Annotated in this window: 21 protein-coding genes and 2 tRNA genes; 5 read left to right on the top strand and 18 right to left on the bottom strand. The window is 60.9% G+C overall.

Features of this window, described 5'->3' with window-relative positions; translation table 11 throughout:
- Positions 1-43 precede the first annotated feature (43 nt).
- The gene (locus tag AQ996_RS05910; RefSeq protein ID WP_055251880.1) at positions 44-1300 is read left to right on the top strand and encodes an Nramp family divalent metal transporter; all 1257 of its coding nucleotides are present in this window, start codon (positions 44-46) and stop codon (positions 1298-1300) included.
- Between the two features lie 388 nt (positions 1301-1688).
- On the opposite strand, the gene AQ996_RS05905 is transcribed toward AQ996_RS05910, so the two are convergent.
- The 6 genes from AQ996_RS05905 to AQ996_RS05880 form a co-directional block, all read right to left on the bottom strand.
- The gene (locus tag AQ996_RS05905) at positions 1689-1832 is read right to left on the bottom strand and encodes a rubredoxin-like domain-containing protein (RefSeq protein ID WP_055251878.1); all 144 of its coding nucleotides are present in this window, start codon (positions 1830-1832) and stop codon (positions 1689-1691) included.
- 89 nt (positions 1833-1921) lie between these two features.
- A complete protein-coding gene (locus tag AQ996_RS05900) occupies positions 1922-2425 on the bottom strand; it encodes a flavin reductase family protein (protein WP_055251877.1) in 504 nt (167 codons plus the stop codon).
- Positions 2426-2633: 208 nt separating this feature from the next.
- A complete protein-coding gene (gene smpB / locus AQ996_RS05895) occupies positions 2634-3104 on the bottom strand; it encodes an SsrA-binding protein SmpB (RefSeq protein ID WP_006235325.1) in 471 nt (156 codons plus the stop codon).
- The gene (locus tag AQ996_RS05890; protein WP_055251875.1) at positions 3094-4011 is read right to left on the bottom strand and encodes a tetratricopeptide repeat protein; all 918 of its coding nucleotides are present in this window, start codon (positions 4009-4011) and stop codon (positions 3094-3096) included. Before AQ996_RS05890 ends, smpB begins: the two co-directional genes overlap by 11 nt.
- 95 nt (positions 4012-4106) lie before the next feature.
- Positions 4107-4183, bottom strand: a tRNA-Glu gene (locus tag AQ996_RS05885).
- A gap of 17 nt (positions 4184-4200) precedes the next feature.
- A tRNA-Gln gene (locus tag AQ996_RS05880) sits at positions 4201-4274 on the bottom strand.
- A 276-nt stretch (positions 4275-4550) separates the two neighbouring features.
- Here AQ996_RS05880 and AQ996_RS05875 point away from each other — a divergent pair.
- On the top strand, positions 4551-4961 hold the full coding sequence (locus tag AQ996_RS05875; RefSeq protein ID WP_055251873.1) for a hypothetical protein: 411 nt from the start codon (positions 4551-4553) through the stop codon (positions 4959-4961).
- 72 nt (positions 4962-5033) lie between these two features.
- Here the strand turns inward: AQ996_RS05875 and AQ996_RS05870 are convergent, their stop codons facing one another.
- The 12 genes from AQ996_RS05870 to rpmE form a co-directional block, all read right to left on the bottom strand.
- A complete protein-coding gene (locus AQ996_RS05870) occupies positions 5034-5393 on the bottom strand; it encodes an arsenate reductase family protein (protein WP_055251871.1) in 360 nt (119 codons plus the stop codon).
- A 122-nt stretch (positions 5394-5515) separates the two neighbouring features.
- Positions 5516-6097, bottom strand: coding sequence for a VanZ family protein (locus AQ996_RS05865; protein WP_055251869.1), 582 nt, complete (start codon positions 6095-6097; stop codon positions 5516-5518).
- Positions 6098-6202: 105 nt separating this feature from the next.
- Positions 6203-6808 (bottom strand): recombinase family protein, encoded by a 606-nt coding sequence (locus tag AQ996_RS05860; protein WP_055251867.1) that lies wholly within the window; start codon positions 6806-6808, stop codon positions 6203-6205.
- Positions 6809-6985: 177 nt separating this feature from the next.
- Complete coding sequence (locus AQ996_RS05855) at positions 6986-9121, bottom strand: ribonuclease R family protein (protein WP_055251864.1); 2136 nt, start codon at positions 9119-9121, stop codon at positions 6986-6988.
- Between the two features lie 191 nt (positions 9122-9312).
- Positions 9313-10233, bottom strand: a complete 921-nt coding sequence (gene ftsX / locus AQ996_RS05850; RefSeq protein WP_055251861.1) for a permease-like cell division protein FtsX — start codon at positions 10231-10233, stop codon at positions 9313-9315.
- Entirely contained in the window at positions 10220-11440 is a 1221-nt protein-coding gene (ftsE, locus tag AQ996_RS05845; RefSeq protein WP_055251859.1) for a cell division ATP-binding protein FtsE, read from the bottom strand. Before ftsE ends, ftsX begins: the two co-directional genes overlap by 14 nt.
- Before the next feature lie 427 nt (positions 11441-11867).
- Entirely contained in the window at positions 11868-12809 is a 942-nt protein-coding gene (locus AQ996_RS05840) for a transketolase family protein (RefSeq protein WP_055251857.1), read from the bottom strand.
- Between the two features lies 1 nt (position 12810).
- The gene (locus AQ996_RS05835) at positions 12811-13641 is read right to left on the bottom strand and encodes a transketolase (RefSeq protein WP_055251853.1); all 831 of its coding nucleotides are present in this window, start codon (positions 13639-13641) and stop codon (positions 12811-12813) included.
- 207 nt (positions 13642-13848) lie between these two features.
- Positions 13849-14739, bottom strand: a complete 891-nt coding sequence (locus AQ996_RS05830; RefSeq protein ID WP_055251850.1) for a YitT family protein — start codon at positions 14737-14739, stop codon at positions 13849-13851.
- A gap of 167 nt (positions 14740-14906) precedes the next feature.
- Positions 14907-16055, bottom strand: coding sequence for a peptide chain release factor 2 (prfB, locus tag AQ996_RS05825; protein WP_055251848.1), 1149 nt, complete (start codon positions 16053-16055; stop codon positions 14907-14909).
- Complete coding sequence (gene secA, locus AQ996_RS05820; RefSeq protein ID WP_055251846.1) at positions 16055-18862, bottom strand: preprotein translocase subunit SecA; 2808 nt, start codon at positions 18860-18862, stop codon at positions 16055-16057. The genes prfB and secA overlap by 1 nt, the downstream gene beginning before the upstream one ends.
- A gap of 341 nt (positions 18863-19203) precedes the next feature.
- Positions 19204-19629, bottom strand: a complete 426-nt coding sequence (gene rpmE / locus AQ996_RS05815; protein WP_006235303.1) for a 50S ribosomal protein L31 — start codon at positions 19627-19629, stop codon at positions 19204-19206.
- A gap of 306 nt (positions 19630-19935) precedes the next feature.
- Between rpmE and AQ996_RS05810 the strand changes: the two genes are divergently transcribed.
- From AQ996_RS05810 to AQ996_RS05800, 3 genes are all read left to right on the top strand, one after another.
- The gene (locus tag AQ996_RS05810) at positions 19936-20223 is read left to right on the top strand and encodes an ACT domain-containing protein (RefSeq protein ID WP_006235289.1); all 288 of its coding nucleotides are present in this window, start codon (positions 19936-19938) and stop codon (positions 20221-20223) included.
- 77 nt (positions 20224-20300) lie between these two features.
- Positions 20301-21719 carry a citrate synthase gene (locus AQ996_RS05805; RefSeq protein WP_055251844.1) on the top strand — a complete coding sequence of 473 codons (1419 nt, stop codon included), beginning with the start codon at positions 20301-20303 and terminating at the stop codon, positions 21717-21719.
- Positions 21720-21806: 87 nt separating this feature from the next.
- Positions 21807-22649, top strand: coding sequence for a Cof-type HAD-IIB family hydrolase (locus AQ996_RS05800; protein WP_055251843.1), 843 nt, complete (start codon positions 21807-21809; stop codon positions 22647-22649).
- The last annotated feature ends 122 nt before the right edge of the window (positions 22650-22771 follow it).

Genomic DNA, 22771 nt, shown 5'->3' with positions numbered 1-22771 from the left:
GACCCAGATGCGACGTCACGCCGCCCATACGCAGGAGCGCACCATGCTCAACCATCTCAAACAACACTTTGGCTCCCGGCGCACCGGTGGTCACGGAGGCCTAGACATTGCGCGGCATATCGGCCCCGGGCTGCTCGTGACCGTCGGCTTTATCGACCCGGGCAACTGGGCCTCCAATATGGCCGCGGGCTCGCAGTTTGGCTACGCGCTGCTGTGGATCGTCACGCTGTCCACGATTATGCTCATTGTGCTGCAGCACAACGCGGCGCACCTGGGTATCGCCACGGGCGCCTGCCTTGCCGAGGCCACGACACGTTACCTCCCCCGCTTCGTTGGACGCACGGTGCTCGCCAGCGCCTATCTCGCGACCATCGCCACCGCCATGGCCGAGGTCCTGGGCGGCGCGATTGCCCTTCAAATGCTCTTTGGGCTGCCCGTGCGCGCGGGCTGCGTCATCGTGGCGACAGTATCGATGGCGATGCTCATGACGAACTCCTACAAGCATGCCGAACGCTGGATCATCGCCTTCGTAGGCGTGGTAGGACTCTCGTTTTTGGCCGAGCTTGCACTAGTCAAGGTCGACTGGCCGCAAGCCGCCGCAAGCTGGATCACGCCCAGTATGCCCACTGGCTCTGCCGCGATTATCGTGAGTGTCCTGGGTGCGGTCGTTATGCCACACAACCTTTTTCTGCACTCCGAGGTCATCCAATCCATGCACTTCGAAGGCCAAGGCGAGCAGGTTATCGAAGAACGTCTGCGCTACGAGCTCTTCGACACGCTCTTTTCGATGGGCGTGGGCTGGGCAATCAACTCGGCCATGGTCATCCTGGCCGCAACGACCTTCTTTGCGCACGGCATGGTCGTAGACGACCTCGCCGTCGCAGCGGCCACGCTCTCCCCCATTCTGGGCCCGGCAAGCTCGACCATCTTTGCCGTGGCGCTGCTGTTTGCGGGCCTCTCGAGTAGCGTGACGGCGGGCATGGCGGCGGGCACCATCACCGCGGGCATGTTCGACGAGGAATACGACATCCACGACCGGCATTCCTCGATCGGGGTGGCGGCCTGTTTCGTCGGCGCAGTGACGGCATGCCTGGTCGTCCCAAATCCTTTTGAAGGTCTCATCTGGAGTCAGGCACTGCTGTCGCTTCAGCTACCGATTACGGTCTTTGTGCTCATACGGCTCACCAGTTCACCCCGCGTTATGGGCAAATACGCCAATTCGCGCCCGCTCAACGCGCTGCTCGTAGGGATTGGTGCCATCGTGACGATTCTCGATGTCGTGTTGTTGACAGGGATGTAATGGGACGGGGCACCTACCCAGGCAAACGTCTCGATCTGTAACATCTAGACCCGCTTTTGATGTCTAGATGTTACAGATCGAGATCATTCCGAGGGACAGCTCCGTTTGTCTCAATCTGTAACAAGTGGACCCAATTTCCACCGTTAGATGTTACAGATTGAGATCTTCTTCCGGACGGTTTTGGTTTGTCTCGATCTGTAACAGGAAGACCCGTTTTGAGCCGTTAGACGTTACAGATTAAGACAAAAGGTCGGCCGGACTCACAACAGACAGGATCGGCCAACAGCAACCGTGATCCCTTGGGGACGGAGGAAAAGGGCCCCGGCCGAGAATTCGACCGAGGCCCTTGGACAGAGCTATGCGTTGATACGAGCCGTGTGTCTGCGAGCTACTCCTCGACGAGCTCAAACTGATCGGGACCGACGCCACACACCGGGCACACATAATCCTCGGGCAGCTCGGGCGTATCGACCTCAACCTCGTAACCGCAAACGACGCACACGAACTTATACGTCTTCTTCTCCTCAGCCATGATGTTCTCCTCTCAAACGCGACTGGTGATGTACTTCATTTATCAGTATAGATTCTCAATAATATAATGCAAGTATTTTTAAAACATTTCTAACCTTGATACGAGGACGCCTTCGGAGGCGTCTTGCCCTTCAGGACCTTATGGTAGTAATCGTAGGTGAGCGGCGTCTCGTCACTCAAGCGCTCGGCATCCTCGACCTCGCCGATAAACAGTAGATGCGTGCCAACATCCACAGTGTCGATCAAATGGCAGCTAAACAGGGCCGCCGCGTGCTCGGGCACATAGGGCATGCCCAGAGCCGTCTCGCGGGTCTCGTATTTGGCAAACTTGTCATAATCGCTGCTGGTGCGGAACCCAAAGTTACCGATGTAGAGCATATCGGCGGTCTGATCGATCACGGTCAGCGCGAACGCTTTGGCCGAAGCGATGACGCCCGAGGTGACGTTGTCCTTGTTCACGGCAACCGAAATGCGCGGCGGCATGGACGTCACCTGCACCGCAGTGTTGATGACGCAGCCGGCGCGCAGCCCGTCTGCCGCGGCGCTCACCACGTACAGACCGCTCGGCATGGTAAAGAACGCAGTTTTGTCCATAACAATCACTCCCCTAACGCGGGTTGGAACCTCATGGATGTATGTACCCACAAAAAAGGCGGCGCCCACAACGGACACCACCTTTGAGACATATGTGTCAAAACAGTATAAGCAAGATGAGACGCCCGCAGTTGCGGTGAAATAAGGACTGAATAGCCCCTCAAACAGGCAAAACAGTCCGTATTCCACCGCAACTTATACAGAACGCCTAGCGATTGCGTTCCTTGAGGGCGCGGTCGATCTCGCGCTGAACGTCGCGCTTGGCCATGTCTTCGCGCTTGTCGTAGAGCTTCTTACCACGGCCTAGACCCAGCAGCAGCTTTACGCGGCCGTCGGTATTAAAGTAGAGCTCCAACGGCACCAACGCATAGCCGCGGTTGCGCAGCTTGCCGTCGAGAAAATCAATCTCCTTGCGATGCAGCAGCAGACGGCGCCGGCGATCGGGATCACGATTCCACACACCGCCGTGACTGTAAGGGTGAATATGCAGGCCCACCAGCCAGCACTCGCCGCCACGAATCAGCGCAAAGGTGTCAGTGATCTGGCAGGCGCGCTCGCGAATCGACTTGACCTCGGTGCCGCTCAGTTCAATACCGCATTCGAACGTCTCGTCGATAAAATACTCGTGATGTGCCGAGCGATTCTTGGAGATAAGCTTGCGCTCGCGCTTACTGGGCATCGCCGGCCTCCTTGGCGCCATCGGAACCCTTGCCCGCAGCGTCGCGCTTTGCCTTGCGCTCAGCATTGAGCTCGGCGTCGCTCTCGCGCACCAGTTTGATAATCGCTGCGCAGGCCTCCTCGCCCACCAGGTCGCGAGCACGCACCGTCAGGCGCGTCGCCTCCTGCTTGTCGCCGTCGCTCGCAGCATCGGTCGCACACATGATCAGGCAAATGGCAATCTCGGCCGAAGGCGAGGTCGGCACGCCCTGCAGGGCGAGCTCACCCATCACGTGCTCGTCGCTCTCCTCGGCGGCATCGGGATAGGCAGTATGAATCTTGTTGAGCAGGCGCGTCGTATGCGCATCGCCAGGCGCTAAGCGTAGTGCCAAACGCGCACAACCCACGGCGGCCGAGACATTCTCGGTCTCGGGCTCCAAGAAGTACTGCCCCAGGTTGGCATAAGCACGGGCGGCACACTTACCGTCGCTCGCACGCTCCAGCACCGAAAACGAAAGCGAAGCCCACTCCTGCTTGTCCTCGAGCGCGCGGAACAGCTCGGCCAGATCCAGGCGATAGTTGCAGTTCATGGGGTCCCAACGCACAGCCTGCATCAGGGCATTACGAGCACTCACATAATCCTGCTGGCGAATGTAGGCAAACGCCATGTCGGAATACAGGCGATCAAAGGGCACCTCGACCTGCACGAGCTCGCGCGGATCCTTTTCCACGCGGCGGTAGGCCAGACGCTCAAACTTGCTATCGAAGCTAAAGTACTGACGGTTCTCCTCCGTCTTGCACTCGGCGTCGATATACTCCTCGGCGAGCTCAACCAGACGCTCCAGCAGCGGCGTCGCCGTGGTCAGGTCGCCCTGCGCCAGATAGTTCTCGGCATACGTGATGTCTTGCAAGCTGATGGGCAGATCCATGACTACTCCTCGATCTGGGCGAAACACGGCAGGCGCCGTATAAACGGTCGATACACAAAACCCGGGTCTCTTGCGAGGCCCGGGCGTTCATTTTGTGGTAGCCCGTACCAGATTCGAACTGGTGATCTCCGCCTTGAGAGGGCGGCGTCCTAAACCGCTAGACGAACGGGCCATATGTAGCAAATGCAATGGCTGGGATGGAGGGAGTCGAACCCCCATTGACGGAACCAGAATCCGCTGTCCTGCCATTAGACGACATCCCAATGACTGCATCGCTGCGCTCGGCTGTGCCTTTGCGCAAGAAAGAAATATACGGGAAGATCCGTCGTGACGCAAGCCCCAATTTTGACTTTTTTGAAATTCAGCCAAATTGGCCCGATTTAGTCCGACCCGTGAAGGACCTGTGGAGCTAGCCGCCGCACACGAAGGGCAGAACGCCGCGAACGGTAGCCGTCGACCGTTGGCAGATTCTATCGCGAAAACGATAGCACCAGGTAACACAATCGAAGTGACAATAATCGCGTAGACATCGAGGCACTATGGACGAAGAGCTGGATTACCTATGGGAGACCTTGGGGCTCGAGATATCCGCCGGACCTTGGCCCGACCGAGACAAAATCCATCCCACGCTGCGTCCCGCCATCACGGTGATGCAAGCGGAATACCGTCGCGCCTCGTTTTTAATTATGCGGACGTCATGGCACGCGGCGCTCCCCGACCTCAAGCGCATCCAGGCAAGCCTCGTCGAGCTGTCCGGTATGCCGACCGTCATATCCGAGGCGCACCTGGAGCAGCGCCAGCGCGAGCGACTGCAACAGCAGCGGATTCCCTTTATCTGTCCCGGCGTTCAGGCATATCTGCCCTTTATGGACGAGGAGTACTGGAGCGGCAAGCCCAACAAGCACGTAAAGGTCTACGATCCGCACGAATGGGCACAGCTCGAGGATTGAGCCGAGCGAGCCCGCCGATGGAAAACACATCCCACCCCGATCACTCAAAACGGGTCGCATTTTCCGGAGCCGCTACAGCAACGCCTCGGCCCAAGCCGCTTCCCTAAAGCCAGGAATCGCAAAGTCGTCGCCCACCAGCAGCGGACGCTTGACCAGCATGCCGTCGGTCGCCAGCAGCTCATAGCATTCCCGATCCGTCATGCCCGCATCCAGACGCGCCTTCAGGCCCAGCTCTCGATATTTCATGCCCGACGAATTAAAGAAGCGCCGCACCGGCAGCCCCGAACGAGCAATCCAGGTCGCAAGCTCATCAGCCGTGGGATTGTCCAAAACGATATCGCGGTCGATATACTCTACCCCATGTTCGTCCAGCCATGCCTTGGCCTTCTTACAGGTCGAGCACTTGGGATATTCAACAAACAATACCGCCATGGGATTTCCTTTCTTAGAGAAAACAGGTGTATGGAAAACTGCACATCGACGACCGCTCGCGATTGCAGCCGTTATTGTAGTCAATGTCGAAGCATAGGCAGTCGCGATGTCTCGTCTTAAGGCTAGCGCCTCGCATGGGCGCCGATCGGCCGAGTCGCATGGCGCACCAACGCCGCTGCCAGCAATACCAACAGCATGGCGGTGATATAGCCCGCAGCATCGAATCCTAAATCGATAACGTCGAAATGCCTGCCGGGAACAAAGATCTTATGTACCTGATCGCCAACGGAGCAGGCGGCGCAAAAGAGCAATACGGGCACGCAACGGGAGCACACGCTCCACGGACGCCTGGAAAAGCAAGCCACGATCACCGAGGCGAACAATCCGACGAAGAAAAACTCTACGGTATGGGCAACGCGACGGACGTTTGCGCCCACCCACATGCGAATGGAAGCAAGTCGGCCAGACCGGACATTCGAGGCAGCCGAATCGGTGCCCCCGGTCATTCCGTTCTCCGTCTGGGCTTCACCCGTGGCATCGGCGGCCTGAACGCCCGTAGCCTGACCCTCCACCACACGCGCGGTGGACTCGCTCAGCAGCGACGTCTCCACCGCATTTTGCTCCGTCAGCACCCAGATGCCCGCCAGCGTTGCAGCGAACAGAACGATCGCGGTCCATCCGATTATTTGTTTTACGCGCGCCAAGGGCCAACCTCCTTTTTTTGAATATCAGCGAGTGTAGCCCCAAATGACATCGTCACCGTATCAAAATTTGAATCGCAACAGGAAGCGACAAGGCGACGCAAACCCCTACCCCGCCTCGCGCATCCAGCGATCAAACGTCCCCACGCACACGCCCAGGCACTTTGCTGCCTGGCTGCGGGTAATATCGCCTGCCTCATAGCTATCGCGCACTAGCTCAAACTGAGGAGGGCACGGCTTGCGAGGTCGACCGAAACGGACCCCTCGCGCCCGCGCCGCTGCAATTCCCTCCGCCTGGCGCCGATGGATATTCTCGCGTTCCACCTGCGCCACGTAGCTCAGCAGTTGCAGCACAATATCGACAATCAGGGTGTTGGTCACATCCGGCGCGCCGCTGGCCCTGACACGCGTGTCAAGCAATGGCATGTCCAACACCACAATGGCAACCCCGAGCTCCTTGGTAATGCGCCGCCATTCCTCAAGAATCTCGGAGTAATTACGACCAAGTCGGTCGATAGAAAGCACCACCAGCACGTCCCCGTCTCCCAGAACGTGCAGCAGCTCGCGATAACGCGGTCGATCGAAGTCCTTGCCGCTCGCATGGTCGGCATAAATATTCGCTGAGCCCACGCCATAGGCGCCCAGCGCATCCAGCTGCCGATTAAGATTCTGATCGCGCGAACTCACCCGCGCATAACCGTACACCGTCGCCATCTCATCCCCGCTTTCTTGTAAACCTGCCAAAAAGGGACAGGTTTATTTTGGTAGGTTCTACCTCTCAAATAGCAGGTAAGCGGGCGGCCGAGCAGACGGCAAGGTAGCCACGATTCAAATGCAAAGGGCGGTCCCGAAAGGCCGCCCTCCGCTCCCCCACCATGAGTCGGGATTTGGCTAATGGATAAGCTTAAAGTCCAAGTGCCCACGCGTGGTATTGACGCGCGAGACCTCGACAATCACGCGCTGCCCCAGCTCGTAACGAGTCCCCGTGTCGGCGCCCGTCAGCGTAAGCGCGTCCTCGTCGAACTCGAACCACTCGTTGCCCAGGCTCTTGATCGAAATCAAGCCTTCGACCTGCGTTAGATCCAAGCGCACAAAGAGGCCCATGCTGCTAACCCACGAGACGGTTCCGGCATAGCGCTCGCCCAGACGGTCCTCATAGTACTGGGCAATCTTGATCTTTTGTGTCGCATGGCTGGCGGCATCTGCCGCGCGCTCGGCATCGCTGCATGCGCGGCAGATCTGCGGCAGAATGCGCGGCAGCGACTCGCGCCCCTTGCCGATCAGCCGCGGCGTACGGACCAAGGCGTCCTTGCCGCCGAGCTGCTCGTAGGCCAACTGCAGTTTGAGCACGCGGTGCACCACCAGATCGGGGTAGCGACGGATGGGACTCGTAAAGTGACAGTAGCACGGCGCGGCGAGCGCAAAGTGGCCCTCGTTGCGCGGCTTGTACAGCGCGCGCTGCATGCTGCGCAGAAGCAGCATGTTGACGAGCGGTGCGTTGGCCGTACCGGCGGCAGCATCGACTGCGGCCTGCAGCTCATCGGGACTCCCCAGGGCAATACCGGCAGCACGGCGATCGTCGATGATGCCTAGCTGCGCCAGCGCAACGGCGGCACCGTGCAGGCTATCGGGGCTCGGATCCTCATGCACGCGATAGCAGGCCTCGATATCACGGTCCGCCAGCCACTCTGCAACGCACTCGTTGGCGAGCAGCATGGCTTCCTCGATAAGCGACGTGGCACACGAACGCTCACGCGCCACAATCTGCACGGGCACTCCGTCCTCATCCAATAGAGCGCGAATCTCGGCCGTGTCAAAATCGACTGAGCCGCGGGCGCGACGAATACGACGGCGAAGCTCGGCGAGTTCGTTGGCGGCGACAAGGAAATCGCCGAGGTCGATGTTGTAGCCGCGGGCGGTCTCCTCGCACGCAAGACCGCGCTCAAGCGCTTCCTCGCGCGAGGTCTCGGCAGCCGCAACATCCTCGGCTGCACCCTCCAGCACCGAATACTCAACCGCGCCGGCACGCACCAGCAGCGCCTCGGCGCCGTCATAGTCCATACGCACACGCGAGCGAATCACGCTGGGGTACGGATCGTAATGCCGCACGCGACCCTGCTCATCGAGCTCGATATCGACGGTAAACGCAAGACGGTCCTCGTCAGGGCGAAGCGAGCACAGGTCACAGGACAGGCGTTCGGGCAGCATGGGAAGCACGCGATCGGCCAGATACACCGATGTCGTACGATGGCGAGCCTCAAGATCGATATGCCCGTCCCAAGCCACATAGTGTGAAACGTCGGCGATATGCACACCCAGCTTGTAGCCACCCTCGGGCGTGCGCTCCAGCGAAATGGCATCGTCAAAGTCGCGCGCGTCGACCGGGTCGATCGTGATGACAAAGCGGTCGCGCAGATCGCGGCGGAGCGGGTCCTTAAGCGCCGCGGACACATCGAGCGAAAGCCCCTCGGCCTCGTCTAGCGCGGCCTCGGGATAGCTATCGGTATAGCCGTAACGCGCCATCACATATTGAACGCCCAAATCGGGCGCGTCATCTCCGCCAATGCGGCGTTCGATCGTCACGGTGCCCGATTCCAGGCGCGTCGGGTAGGTCAAAATGCGCGCGACAACAGCATCACCCGGGTGGACACCCAGACGATCCGCCGAGGTATCCTCGGGCAAAATGAAGAAGTCGGCCTTCAGGCGCGAATCGAGCGGCTCAATCACACCGAGCGGACCGGCGGTCTGGTACGTGCCCACCACGCTTATAGCTGCACGCTCAACCACGCTTTCGATCACGGCGCGCCGCTCACCGTGCGGGCTGTTCTTAATGCTCACGGCAACGGTATCGCCATCCATGATCTCGCGCTTACCGCGGCCCATGACCTTGTAGTCGCCATTCTCGGTTATGACATAGGCACTGTGCTCATGGAGCTGCACGCGCCCGGTCAGGCTCGGACGGCGTTCGCTGCGCACCGGCCCGCGCTTATTGCGAGCTCCACGCTTATGCTTGTTATTGCGCCCCATGGCGCCTCCTAACTATCGATTGCCGTTTACATCCCAAGAGTCTACCCAAATGATCCCTAGGGGACGGCAGGATTGCGAATCATATAGATAGACCAGCGTCACGATGATCCGTTTCCTTCGTCCCCTAGGGATCAAAAAACGGGCCGCCCCATAAGAGACGACCCGTTGGAAGGGATGAATTCCAGGCATGCCTACACGCGCAGGTAGCGGCGCATGGCGATGGCAGAACCAAAGAGACCGATAATCACGCCGACCAGAATCAGCGCAGCATAGGTCACCAGGTAGTACTGCATCGGCAGGGCAAACGACATCCAGCCGATGCTCTCCTGCAGACGCGGAATCATCAGATTGCGCAGCAGCTCCAGAACGCCGATGGAAAGCAGCGAGCCCAAAATGGCCTGCAGTACGCCCTCGGTGATAAACGGGCCACGAATGAAGCCGTTGCTGGCGCCGACTAGACGCATAATCGCAATCTCACGACGACGCGCCGTGATGGACAGGCGAATCGTGTTGTTGATGAAGATGAATGCGATAAAGGTCAGAAGGCCAACGAGCACCACGGCGGCGATGCGGATGTAGTTGGTCACCTGGAACAGGCGGCTAACTTCCTCCTGGCCGTACAGCACGCTCGCGTTGACGTCGCCGTCATCCGCGATCTTCTGGAAATCGGCATCCTTCTTGAGCTTCTCTGCCGTGCTTTCGACCTTGGACGGATCGTCCATCTCAATTGCAAACGAAGCCGGCAGTGGGTTCTGGCCATCGAGCGCGCTCATGGTGGCGTCGGCGTTGCCCGACATCTTGCTCGTATACTCGGCCAGCGCGTCGTCCTTGTCCTTATAGGTCACGGACTTGACGTTATTCCACGTCTTAAGTTCGGCCTCAAAAGCCTGAACATCGGCCAGATCAGCGTCATCACTAATGAACGCGTTGATGACAACCTGATCCTCGACGGTGCCGATCACGGAGTTCAGCATCGCGGAGCCCATGATGAACAGGCCGATGATAAACAGCGAAAGGAAGATCGTGATGACGGCGCCGAGCGAGGTAGTCCAGTTACGGAAGAAGTGGCTGATTGCCTCTTTGAAGGAGTAGCCCACGTTAGTTGGTGCCATAGTTGCCGTAACCTCCCCTCTCCTGGTCGCGGATAACGTGGCCGCCCTCAAGGGCGATCACGCGACGGTGCATGCTATCGACCATCTCGCGGTCGTGCGTGGCGACGATCACGGTGGTGCCGGTGCGGTTAATACGCTCGAGCAGCTTCATGATGCCCAGCGAGATCGCCGGGTCGAGGTTACCCGTGGGCTCGTCGCAAATCAGCAGCGGCGGACGGTTGACCATAGCGCGGGCGACGGCAACGCGCTGCTGCTCGCCACCGGAAAGCTGGTCGGGCAGCGAGTCCATCTGATCGGCCAGACCGACCAGACGCAGCACCTCGGGCACCTGGCTGCGAATGACGCCCTTGGGCTTGCCGATGCACTGCAGGGCAAACGCCACGTTTTCGTAGGCGGTCTTTTGCGGCAGAAGCTTAAAGTCCTGGAACACGGCGCCAATCTGGCGGCGCAGGAACGGAACCTTGCGGTTCTTGATCTTCATGAGGTCCTGACCGGCAACCAGGATGCGGCCGCTCGTCGGCTTGACGTCGCGGTTGAGCGTCGACAGCAGCGTGGTCTTACCCGAGCCGGAGTGACCGACCAGGAAGACGAACTCGCCCGGATAGATCTCGATGTTAATGTCGTCGAGTGCAGGCTTGTTGGGCTGTGCCGGATAGATCTTGGTGACATGCTCCATAAGGATGACGGGCTCGACACCGGCCTGCTTGGCCATCTTCTTGCGGCTGGCCTGCGGATCGATGGGCGCAAACACCGACGTAAAATCGGGGTTGTTGAGCGCGTTATCGAGGCTTGCGACCTCGGCGGCCTGATCGCTCTCGACCACCGGGGCAGCAGGCTGCGTGGGATCGGGAATAGCGGCAAAGAGACCGGACTGCGCAGGCTGAGGAGCCGGCGTCGCAGGGGCCATGGGGTCGGGAATGCCGGCCATGGTAGGCTGCGGCGTGGCGGCGCCAGCCTGAGGCTGCTCCACGCGAGCGGTCACGGCCTGAACGGGCTCAAAACCCGCCGCGCCGGAAAGCGCGACATCGCTGGTTGGATTGTAGGCAAAGGGATCGGATGCCGGCTGTGCCTGATCTGCCGGCTGAACGGGGGCCTGAGCAACAGGCTGGCCCTCTGAATCCGGAGTGGCGAAACGACTGCCCTGGACGCCTGCCTGCGTCTTGGGGGCATCATCGCCCGCACCGGAGGTACGGAAGTGGTTACCCACTGGTGCTCCTTATCGTCGTGCGTTTAAACTACATGAGCGCTTAATATTTTAGCAGCATTAGCTTTGCTGCACATAAGAAGCATGGCCGTGTTTGGGTCCCTCCGGCCGGACACGGGGTTACTTTCCAAATCGTCCTCGGACATGTCGGAGCCTCCGCTGCGCACTACGTGCGGCGGGGGCTCCTCCGTCCTGCGGAAAGATTTGGAAAGTAACCCCGTGTCCGGCCTGCGATAACTAAGGGGTCGCTGCGTTTTACTTGGGGGCTGAATTGCACTTTGCTGATCTGGGCCCATTCCCCGGAGAAAGCCTTTACTTGGTGCGGGCCTAATTTGTTTGTTGCCGACAAAAACCAGGGGCGTCCTCTTTGAGGACGCCCCTGTTATGGATTGCATACGGTTGCTGAAGCGATACTTTGCCTCGTCTTGCCTTATGCCAAGAACTCCTTGGTGGTCGCCACGATGTTGGCGGCGTCCAGACCGTACTTGTGCAGAAGCTCGGCACCCGGGCCGGACTCGCCGAAGGTGTCGTTGACGCCAATCTTCTTGAGCGGCGTCGGGCACTGCTCGCACAGGACGTCGGCAACGGCGCTGCCCAGGCCACCGATCACGGAGTGCTCCTCGACGGTCACGACGTGGCCGGTCTTGGTGGCGCTCTTGACGATCAGGTCGGCATCGATGGGCTTGATGGTGTGCATGTTGATGACCTCGGCGTCGATGCCCTCGGCAGCGAGCTGCTCGGCGGCCTCGAGAGCCTCACCGACCATCAGGCCGCAGGCAATGATGGTCACATCGGCGCCCTCGCGCATGACAATGCCCTTGCCCAACTCGAACTTGTAGGTCTCGGGGTCGTTGATGACCGGCGAGGCCAGACGGGCGAAGCGCATGTACACGGGGCCGTCGCACTCGTAGGCGGCGCGCGTCACGGCTCGGGCCTCCACGTCGTCGGCCGGGACGATAACGGTCATGCCGGGGATGACGCGCATAAGGGCGATGTCCTCGCAGCACTGGTGCGTGGCGCCGTCCTCGCCCACCGAGATGCCGGCGTGCGTGGCGCCAATCTTGACGTTGAGGTGCGGGTAGCCGATGGAGTTGCGGACCTGCTCGAAGGCACGGCCGGCGGCAAACATGGCAAAGCTGCTCGCGAAGGCGACGCGGCCGGTGGTCGCGATACCGGCGGCAACACCCATCAGGTTGCTCTCGGCGATGCCCACATCGAAGAAGCGGTCGGGGCAAGCGGCCTTAAACTTACCGGTCTGCGTGGCGGCGGCCAGGTCGGCGTCGAGGACCACAAAGTCATCGTGCTCGTTGGCGAGCTCGACGAGGGCCTCGCCGTAGCTTACACGCGTGGCGATTTTCTTGACGTCTGCCATCCTAGAGCTCCTCTCCGGCGGCCGTGAGCTCTGCCATGGCCTGCTCAAACTGTTCATCGTTGGGGGCCTTACCGTGCCAACCCACCTGGTTCTCCATAAAGGAGACGCCCTTGCCCTTCGTGGTCTCGGCGATAATGGCGGTCGGCTGACCCTTGGTGGCGCGGGCCTCGGCAAAGGCGGCGCGGATCTGGTCGAAGTCGTTGCCGTCGGCGAGCTCCACCACATGGAACTTGAAGGCGCGGAACTTGTCGGCGAGCGGCATGGGGTCGTTGACCTCCTCGACGGGGCCGTCGATCTGCAGGCCGTTATGGTCGACGATCACGCAGAGGTTGTCGAGCTGCTGGTTGCCGGCAAACATGGCGGCCTCCCAGACCTGGCCCTCCTCGCTCTCGCCGTCGCCCAGCAGGGCGTAGGTGCGATAGTCGTCGCCCCACTGCTTGGCGGCAACGGCCATGCCCACGGCGGCGGAGATGCCCTGGCCAAGCGAGCCGGTGGACATGTCGACGCCCGGGGTGTCATTCATGTTGGGATGGCCCTGCAGGTGGCTGCCGATGTGGCGCAGCGTCTCGAGATCCTCCTTGGGGAAGAATCCGCGCTCGGCGAGCACGGCGTACAGACCAGGCGCGCAGTGACCCTTGGAAAGCACGAAGCGGTCGCGGTCGGCCTTGCGGGGGTCGGCCGGGTCGACGTTCATTTCCTCAAAGTACAGATAGGTCATGATGTCGGCAGCGCCGAGCGAACCGCCCGGATGGCCGGACTTGGCAGCGTGCACGCCGGTGACGATGCCCTTCCTTACCTCGTTGGCAACCTTTTTGAGCTCTTCGTCGCTCATTGTGCCTTCCTTTCATCCTCATTAGACAAAATGCGCACGGCACCGAAGGTAATCCCAACACAGCCGCAATGCACGTACGTCATTCATTATGCTGGAAACTGATGGCTTTACCAGAGTTTTTATCATTATTTGAACAATTTAGCAGGCAGAACCGCTGATGAAACGGTTTATCAATGTGAACGTCTTTTGGATGGAACGCGATCGACCCTACGCGCTAATGTCCTTGAATCCCTCGCCGAAGGCTTCCGTAACGTCAGCGACCGTCACAATGGCGCGAGGATCGCGCTCGCGCACAATCGTCTTGAGGGTATTGAGCTCTCGACGGCTCACGATGACCATAATCACCGGCTTCTCGGCACCCGAATACATGCCAGTCGCCTTAAACTTGGTACAACCACGACCCAGGCCATACATGATATCGGCAGCGATATCAGGGAACTTGTCCGAGATGATGAGTACCATACGGCGTTTGTTGCCACCATCGACCACGGCATCGATCACGTAGCCGCTAATGACCATCGAAAGGCCTGCATATAGTGCGTTTTCGATTGAAAAGACCGGAGCCGACAGCGCACACACGGCAACGTCGATTGCCATGACGGTCGAGCCCACCGGCAGCGAGGTATTACGCGAGATGATTTGGCCAATCGTGTCCGAGCCGCCGGTGTTGGCGCCGGCGCGCAACACCATGCCGTAACCGATGCCCGTAATAATGCCGCCCCACATGGCGGGAAGCATCAGGTCCGCATCCGCCAGAGGTGCTACAAACGGGGCGAACAGATCGGTAAAGAAGCCCAGCAGCACAAAGCCCGTCGCGGTCTGCACCACGTAGAACATGCCACCTTCGCGCATAACGACCAGCAACAGCAAGGCGTTCATCACGATCGTCTGAATACCAACGGGAAGCGATAGGCTGCGCGATGCACCGACCGCCTGGATAATGGTGGCAAGGCCCGTAACGCCACCGGCGGCAAGGCCGTTGGGAATCAAAAACAGGTCGGTCGCAATAGCGGCCAGAGCGCACCCCAACATAATCTGGGGCAGGTCGTGAAAGAAGTTCATCGAAAGAATGCGCTTGATGTCCAGACGGTATGCCATGCTGCCTCCCTCAAAAAAGCGCACCCCATCGGATGCGCTTTGAACTTCTTCTTGTATTCGATTCTACCGATTCGCCGGACAAAAACCACCCCTGCGCAGGGTTTGCTCTGGATACAAAACCACACTGCTCGGAGGGTTTTATCCATTTCCACATAAACCCGGGCGGCTTAAGCAGACGGGGTCTCCGCGTCAGCGTTGCCGGTGGCCCAGCGATGGTAGCCAATAACAAACGGGTCCAGGTCGCCATCGTCAAGAACGGCCTCGACATTGCTGGTCTCCACGCCCGAGCGCAGATCCTTGACCATCTGATACGGGTAGAGCACGTAGCTGCGGATCTGGTTGCCAAAACCAATCGTGGTCTTGGGTCCGCGAATCTCATCGAGCGCCTCGGCACGCTTCTCGAGCTCAATCTCGTACAGGCGAGCCTTGAGGATCTGCATGCACGCGGCCTTGTTCTGGATCTGGCTGCGCTCGTTTTGGCAGGTAACCACAATGCCGCTGGGGAAATGCGTCACGCGCACGGCGGAGTCGGTGGTGTTGACGCCCTGACCGCCCGGGCCGCTCGCGTGGTACACGTCCACGCGGATGTCATCGGGACTGATCTCGATGTCGATATCATCGGGTAGCACGGGGATGACCTCGACGCCGGCAAACGTGGTCTGGCGGCGCTTCTTGTCGTCGGTGGGGCTAATGCGAACCAAGCGGTGGACGCCGGCCTCGGCGCGCAGCATGCCAAATGCGTCCTTGCCCTCGACAGTAAAGGTCGCGCGGTCGATGCCGATGACCTCGGCTGCGGGACAGTCGTTGATAGTGACCTTCCAGCCGCGACGCTGGCAGTACTTCATGTACATCTTAAAGAGCATGAAGGTCCAGTCCTGGGCCTCCAGACCACCCTGTCCGGGCTTGATGGTCACAATGGCATCGCCGTGATCGAACTCACCGGTAAACCAGCTCGAAAGCTCAAGCTCATCGATGGCACGGGCCAGGCGCTCAGCCGTGGCTGTAGCCTCCTCGCGAAGGGCGACGGCGTCGGGGTCATCCCCCATCTCCTCGGCAAGCTCCAGCGCGGCGCGGGCATCGGAAAGCTCGCCGCGCGCGGTGTCCACGGCAGCGATATCTTCCTTGGTACGCGCGATCTCCTCCATGGTGGCACGGGCGGCGTCGGCGTCATCCCAAAAGCCAGGGGCAACACTTTTGGCCTCGAGCTCGGTCACGCGCGTGCGCTTTTCGTCCAAATGGAGATACGACTCGACCTCGCCGAGCCGGTCCGCAAACGCGTCCAGCTCGGCGGGCGTTACCTCTAAAGCCTCAGCCATTAACGATTCCTGCCGTGGCAGTACTTAAACTTCTTGCCGCTACCGCAGGGGCACGGGTCGTTGCGGCCCACGTTGACGTACGGATCGTCGCTCTCGGACTTGCGATAGGTGGTCACCTTGCCACCGTTGTTGACGGCAGCCGGACCACCCTGGACAGCCGTGCGGGCCTGCACCTGCGCCTGCTTGCGCAGCACCGAGTCGCCGTTGTCACCATCGACCTCGGCAGGACCGGAGAAGCGCGCACCCTCGAGCGCGGGATCCTCCTTGTGCTCCACGGCACGCGGGGCAGCCTTAATCTCGATGCGCAGAACCGTGCGCAGGTAATCCTCGTACATGGTGTCGACGAGCATTTGGAACGCGCCGTAGGCCTCGGTCTTGTACTCGACCAGCGGGTCGCGCTGGCCAAAGCCGCGCAGGCCGATGCCGGTCTTGAGGTAGTCCATCTCCTGCAGGTAGTTCATCCAGCGGGTATCGATGACACGCAGCATGACCTGGGTGTTGAGCTCGCGCATCAGGTCCTCGCCCAAGCGCTCGGCCTTCATGTTGTAGCACTTCTCTACGTAAGCCAGGACATCGGCAGCCAGGGCCTCATAATCCTCGTCGGGGAACTTCGGCGTATCGATGTGGCCGGTGAGCTCCACAACCCACTTGCGCAGGCCCTCCAGGTCGCGCTCACCATCGTGACTGTCCTTGGTGCAGAACTCCTGCACGCAGCGGTACACGGTGTCGTGCATGACCTCGGTGATGTGGTCGGTCAGGTCCTTGCCGTCCAGAATCTTATTGCGCTCGGCGTAGATGACCTGGCGCTGCTTGTTCATGACGTCGTCGTACTCAAGGACGCTCTTACGCATGGAGAAGTTGATGCTCTCGACCTTGTGCTGGGCGCTCTCGACGGCCTTGGAGATGATCTTGTGCTGGATGGGCATGTCGTCGCCCATGTCGGCCGTGACCATCATCTTGGAGACGCGGTCCATCTTGTCGCCGCCGAACAGGCGCATGAGGTCGTCCTCGAGCGACAGGTAGAACTGGGTCTCGCCCGGATCGCCCTGACGGCCGGAGCGGCCACGCAGCTGGTTGTCGATACGGCGGGACTCGTGGCGCTCGGTGCCGATAACGGTCAGGCCACCGGCGGCAAGCACGCGCTCGCGCTCGGCTTTGCAGGTCTCCTTGGCCTCGGCGTTGAATTGCTCGAGCTGCTCGGGCGTCACGTCCTCCATGGTCAGGCCCTCGTACTCCAGGCGCTCGCGCACCAGCTCGTCGGGGTTGCCGCCCAGCAGGATGTCGGTACCACGACCGGCCATGTTGGTGGCGATGGTCACGGCGCCGTAGCGTCCGGCCTGGGCCACGATGTGGGCCTCGCGTTCATGGTGCTTGGCGTTGAGGACCTCGTGTGCGATGCCGCGCTTGGTAAGGGCGACGGACAGCTTCTCGGAGCTCTCGATGGAGACGGTGCCCACCAGGACCGGCTGGCCCTTGGCGTGACGACGCTCCACATCATCGGCGACGGCGTTGTACTTGGCCTGAATGGTGCGGTACACCAGGTCCTCGTGGTCCACGCGCTGCACGGGCTTGTTGGAGGGGATGACCTCGACGGGCAGCTTGTAGATCTCGCGGAACTCGGCATCCTCGGTAAGTGCCGTGCCGGTCATGCCGGAAAGCTTGTCATACAGACGGAAGTAGTTCTGCAGGGTGATGGTGGCCAGGGTCTGGTTCTCCTCGCGTACGAGCACGCCCTCTTTGGCCTCGATGGCCTGGTGCAGGCCCTCAGAATAGCGGCGGCCTTCCATAATGCGGCCTGTGAACTCGTCGACGATCTTGACCTCGCCGTTGGTGACCACATACTGCTTGTCGCGGTGGAACATGTACTGGGCCTTCAGCGCCTGTTGCAGGTGGTTGACCAGCTGACCCGAAAGGTCGGCGTAGATGTCATCGATACCCAGGCGGCGCTCGATCTTCTTAAGACCGCGCTCTGTGGCGGCAATGGTGTGCTTGGCCTCGTCCATGACGAAGTCGCCCGTGGGCTCCACGTCCTCGGTGGCGGTGAGCATGTCGTGCGACACGTCCTCGCCGCGCTCAAGGCCACGCACGGCACGCGCGAAGTCCTTGTAGGTACTGGCGGACTTGGTGCCAGCGCCCGAGATGATCAGCGGGGTGCGGGCCTCATCGATCAGGATGGAGTCAACCTCGTCGACAATGGCGTAGTTGTGACCGCGCTGCACGCGCTGCTCGGGGCGGGTGACCATGTTATCGCGCAGGTAATCGAAACCGAACTCGGAGTTGGTGCCGTACGTGACGTCGGCCTGGTAGGCCGGGCGCTTGAGTTCGAGCGGCATGTTGTTCTGCAGCAGACCGACGGTCATGCCCAGGTACTTGTAGATGCGGCCCATCCACTCGGAGTCGCGCTTGGCCAGGTAGTCGTTGACGGTGACGACGTGCACGCCCTTACCGGCGATAGCGTTGAGATAGCCGGCCAGCGTGGAGACGAGGGTCTTGCCTTCGCCGGTCTTCATCTCGGCGATATGGCCCTCGTGCAGCGCCATGGCGCCGATGAGCTGCACGTCAAAGTGGCGCATACCCATGGTGCGCTTGGAAGCCTCACGCACGGTGGCAAAGGCCTCGGGGAGCATGTCGTCGAGCGACTCGCCGTTGGCGTAACGCTCGCGGAACTTATCGGTCTGGCCGCGGAGTTCCTCCTCGGTCATCTTCTCAAACTGGGGCTCAAGACCGTTGATCTGGTCGACGATCTTGTAGTAGCGCTTAAGGTCCTTATCGGATCCAAAGGACAGCAGCTTTGACATGAATCCCATGTGGTTTTCCTTTTTGGCCATCGCCCACGCCGTGCAGCTGCGGGCGAGTTAAACACAGATAATTGTACTTTAGCCAAACAAGGCGCGCCCCATACGGTCGACCTCAACCGCCACGTAATAACTACGACCAACCTGCCAAAAAGGGACAGGTTTATTTTGGCAGGTTTTATCTGGGCAAACGCCGCCTCTCTGTCATTTGGTGCAAACCAACCTGTCCCCTTCGCACCAATCTGGTGCAATGGGGACAGGTTGGTTTGCACCAATAAAAAGAAAAGGGCCGCGCACCCAAACGGATGCACGGCCCTTTTGCCATGAATGCGAGCGATTCCTCGGCGAGCTATTTACTCAGCAGCCTCGGTGGTCTCGGCCTCGGCAGCGGCCTCCTCGACGGGAGCCTCTGCGGGAGCCTCGGCGGCCTGCTTGGCAGCCTCCTCGGCAAACTTAGCAGCACGCTTGGCCTTCTCGGCAGCCTTAGCCTCAGCGGCGGCCTTGCGAGCGGCCTCGGCCTCAGCAGCCTTGGCAGCCTTGGCAGCCTTGGCCTCCTCGGCCTTCTTGAGCTGGGCGGCAGCGGCGCCACCGAACTTGTCGGCGAAGCGCTGGACGCGTCCACCGGTGTCGACGAACTTCTGCTGGCCGGTGTAGAACGGGTGGCACTCGTTGCAAAGCTCAACCTTCATCTCGGACACGGTAGCGTGCGTCTTGAAGGTGTTGCCGCAGGAGCACGTCACCGTGCACTCGACATACTGGGGATGGATACCCTGCTTCATGGTAGGACTCCTTATTGGTCAGGCGCTGGTTACCGATCAGCGCATAAGGCGTCTTGGTTTCCGACCAAGACAACAAACTCGGCTATGGTACCACGGCGCCGCGTGTCCCACAAAAGGTTCACGGTCTTTGTGCAACGCGGCGTGACCAACCGCAGCGGACACGCACCCTGTTGCCCCTTCTCCCATGTTGCAGACGTGTAACGCCGCAGTAAGCACACCCCTTTTGGCGCCAGACAGGTACAATGATGAACACTGTACCGTAGCGGAGCGCCCCGCGCGCGCCGCAACCACGCGAAAGGGTTTCCCATGGCCGAGATCTCGTCCTCCCGCATCGTCATCACCGTCCTTGGCAAGAACCGCCCCGGCATCGTCGCCGGCGTCACCCGCGTTTTGGGCGAGGCCAACGTCGACATCCGCGACATCACGCAGTCCATTATCGAGGACATCTTCACCATGACCATGCTGGCCGACACCGCCGAGTCCAAGCTCGACTTCGCCGAGCTGCAGAAGGCGCTGGCCGAGGCCGGCGAGCTTTCGGGCGTCAACGTGTCCATCCAGCGCGAGGACGTCTTTAACTTTATGTACCGCCTGTAGCGAACAAGCCGCTCGGGGCAGCTTGACGTCATATCGTCCAAGCGCGCGGCCCCAAAGCGGACCGGAGAGGAGCGCGCATGGCCTACGACGCCAAGAAAATCTACTACCGCTTCGACGATCACCTGAGCCGCCTGGTTCTGGATTACGAGGCGAGCCGTCAGATTTCGCCCGAAAGCGAAAACCTCTACCACGGCTTGCCGACCGCCCCGTACGACGAGGACCTGTTCGTAGAGCACAACGTCAAGCGCGGCCTGCGCAATGCCGACGGCTCGGGCGTGGTCGCGGGCCTTACCCGCATCTCGGACGTGCACGGCTACAACAAGGTCGACGGCAAAGTCGTGCCCGATCAGGGCAAGCTCACGCTTCGTGGCTACAGCATCGAGGATCTGGTCAACAACGCCCAGGCCGAGAACCGCTACGGCTACGAGGAAGTCGCCTATCTGCTTATCACGAGTTCGCTGCCCAACAAGGAAGAGCTCGACGGCTTTTGCGAGCGCTTGGGTGCTTTTAGGCACCTGAGCGACGAATACGTCCGTGAGTTCCCCATGACCACGGTGTCGTCGAGCATCATGAATGTGCTTCAGCGCGCCGTGCTGCTGCTCTACGCCTTCGACGCCGAGCCCGACGCCATTACACCCGAACACGAAATCGACGTCGCCATCTCCATGCTCGCCCGTCTCCCCCGCATCGCCGCCTTCGCGCATATGGCCTCGGTCGCCAAGCGCCGCGGCTCCGAGGTTCATGTGCCGCACCCCACACCCGGCCTCTCCACCGCCGAGACCATCCTGCAGGTCCTACGCGGCGGCATGGCATTCACCCGCGACGAAGCCATGCTGCTCGACGTGATGCTTATGCTGCATGCCGAGCACGGCGGCGGCAACAACTCCACGTTTGCCTGCCGTGTGCTGTCCTCATCGGCCACCGACCCGTATTCCGCCTACGCCGCGGCTATCGGCTCGCTCAAGGGCCCGCGCCACGGCGGTGCCAATGCCAAGGTCGTGTCTATGCACGAGGACATCCGCGCGCATGTCTCCAACTGGGAGAACGAGGACGAGGTCGCGGCCTACCTGGGCAAGATCCTCGACAAGCAGGCTTTCGACGGCACGGGTCTCATCTACGGTATGGGCCACGCCGTCTACACGCTGAGCGACCCGCGCGCCGAGGTGTGCCGCCGTTACGCGCGCACGCTTGCCGCCAAGAAGGACCTGGGCGAGGAGTTCGCGCTCATCGAGCGCATCGAGCGCCTGGCCCCGCAGGTGATGCGCGACCACGGCATGACCAAGCCCATCTGCGCCAACATCGACCTGTACACGGGCTTTATCTACAAGATGCTCGGCGTGCCCGAGACGCTCTTTACGCCGCTGTTCGCCGTCGCCCGCATGGCCGGCTGGTCGGCGCACCGCATGGAAGAGCTCTTCTGCGCGCACCGCATCATCCGTCCCGCGTATCGCCCGGTTATCGAGCCGCTGGAGTACAAGCCGCTCGCCGATCGCTAGGACGCGGACTGTTATAGAACCCGAGCGTGGCCAGGGCATCACCGCCCTCGGCCACGCTTTTTATGCCAGTAGAAAGGGCTGCATCGAATGATTGTGTTTTCCGATATGGATGGAACGCTGCTGACGAGTGATAAGCAGATGAGCGACGCCACCTGGGCGATGCTCGACGAGCTCGCACGCCGCGGTATTGAGTTTGTGCCCTGCACGGGGCGCCCGCTGTCAGGCATCTTTGAGCCCATCCTCGCCCATCCTGCCGTGCACTACGCGGTCTGCGCCAATGGCGCCAGCGTCTGGCAGCTCGACGACGGTACGCCCACCGATGCCTCACGTGCTACGCGCATTTTGAGCCGTCCACTCGATCGCGGCATTGCCCATCGCGTCCATCGCATCGCCGCCGGCCACGATGTGACCTTCGATATCTTCGCGGATGGGCAGTGCTTCCTCCCCCGCTCGCTCTACACGCGCCTGGACGAATTCTGCGGCGGCGACCCCCACATCGCGGCTTCGCTCAAGCGCACACGAACGCCGATCGACATGGATATCGACAGCAAAATCGACGAGGTCGAGACGCTCGAACGCATCGCTATGTACTGGCACGACCCCGCCGATCGCGACGCCATCGCGGCGGCGCTCGACACGCTCGGAGGAATTGAGGTCACGCGTTCTTACGCCATGAATATCGAGGTCATGGGTGAGGGCGCCACCAAGGGGACGGCCCTCACGTGGCTATGCGAGCACCTGGGCGAGCGTCTCGCCGACGCCTGGGCGTTCGGCGACAACATCAACGACATCCCCATGCTGCAGGCAGCGGGCCACGGCATGGCCATGATCAACGCCGAGCCCGAAGACCGCGAGGCCGCCGACGCCGTCACCGAATACGACAACGACCACGACGGCGTCGCCCGCACCATCATGGCCGCCCTCGCCTAGTCGTTGGGTGTTCCTATAGTTTTGTCAACCGTCGGGGCTACTCCCGGTAGGGCACCCGGTCGCGCATCACGGCGTATATCGCCCTGAGCCGCTTCCTCGCGACGGCCTTGAGCGCCCGCCCG

Origin of the sequence: Collinsella aerofaciens (genome assembly GCF_001404695.1) — a bacterium.
GTDB classification, from domain to species: domain Bacteria; phylum Actinomycetota; class Coriobacteriia; order Coriobacteriales; family Coriobacteriaceae; genus Collinsella; species Collinsella aerofaciens_E.
The sequence above is the reverse complement of the archived record's forward strand: the minus strand, read 5'-3'. Positions and strand labels throughout refer to the sequence as shown.

Bases quoted from the DNA above. Each gene is read 5' to 3' on its own strand.
- AQ996_RS05910 (WP_055251880.1), top strand. From the start codon at position 44: ATGCTCAACCATCTCAAACAACACTTTGGCTCCCGGCGCACCGGTGGT.
- AQ996_RS05905 (WP_055251878.1), bottom strand. From the start codon at position 1,832: ATGGCTGAGGAGAAGAAGACGTATAAGTTCGTGTGCGTCGTTTGCGGT.
- AQ996_RS05900 (WP_055251877.1), bottom strand. From the start codon at position 2,425: ATGGACAAAACTGCGTTCTTTACCATGCCGAGCGGTCTGTACGTGGTG.
- smpB (WP_006235325.1), bottom strand. From the start codon at position 3,104: ATGCCCAGTAAGCGCGAGCGCAAGCTTATCTCCAAGAATCGCTCGGCA.
- AQ996_RS05890 (WP_055251875.1), bottom strand. From the start codon at position 4,011: ATGGATCTGCCCATCAGCTTGCAAGACATCACGTATGCCGAGAACTAT.
- AQ996_RS05875 (WP_055251873.1), top strand. From the start codon at position 4,551: ATGGACGAAGAGCTGGATTACCTATGGGAGACCTTGGGGCTCGAGATA.
- AQ996_RS05870 (WP_055251871.1), bottom strand. From the start codon at position 5,393: ATGGCGGTATTGTTTGTTGAATATCCCAAGTGCTCGACCTGTAAGAAG.
- AQ996_RS05860 (WP_055251867.1), bottom strand. From the start codon at position 6,808: ATGGCGACGGTGTACGGTTATGCGCGGGTGAGTTCGCGCGATCAGAAT.
- AQ996_RS05855 (WP_055251864.1), bottom strand. From the start codon at position 9,121: ATGGGGCGCAATAACAAGCATAAGCGTGGAGCTCGCAATAAGCGCGGG.
- ftsX (WP_055251861.1), bottom strand. From the start codon at position 10,233: ATGGCACCAACTAACGTGGGCTACTCCTTCAAAGAGGCAATCAGCCAC.
- AQ996_RS05840 (WP_055251857.1), bottom strand. From the start codon at position 12,809: ATGGCAGACGTCAAGAAAATCGCCACGCGTGTAAGCTACGGCGAGGCC.
- AQ996_RS05835 (WP_055251853.1), bottom strand. From the start codon at position 13,641: ATGAGCGACGAAGAGCTCAAAAAGGTTGCCAACGAGGTAAGGAAGGGC.
- AQ996_RS05830 (WP_055251850.1), bottom strand. From the start codon at position 14,739: ATGGCATACCGTCTGGACATCAAGCGCATTCTTTCGATGAACTTCTTT.
- prfB (WP_055251848.1), bottom strand. From the start codon at position 16,055: ATGGCTGAGGCTTTAGAGGTAACGCCCGCCGAGCTGGACGCGTTTGCG.
- secA (WP_055251846.1), bottom strand. From the start codon at position 18,862: ATGGGATTCATGTCAAAGCTGCTGTCCTTTGGATCCGATAAGGACCTT.
- rpmE (WP_006235303.1), bottom strand. From the start codon at position 19,629: ATGAAGCAGGGTATCCATCCCCAGTATGTCGAGTGCACGGTGACGTGC.
- AQ996_RS05810 (WP_006235289.1), top strand. From the start codon at position 19,936: ATGGCCGAGATCTCGTCCTCCCGCATCGTCATCACCGTCCTTGGCAAG.
- AQ996_RS05805 (WP_055251844.1), top strand. From the start codon at position 20,301: ATGGCCTACGACGCCAAGAAAATCTACTACCGCTTCGACGATCACCTG.
- AQ996_RS05800 (WP_055251843.1), top strand. From the start codon at position 21,807: ATGATTGTGTTTTCCGATATGGATGGAACGCTGCTGACGAGTGATAAG.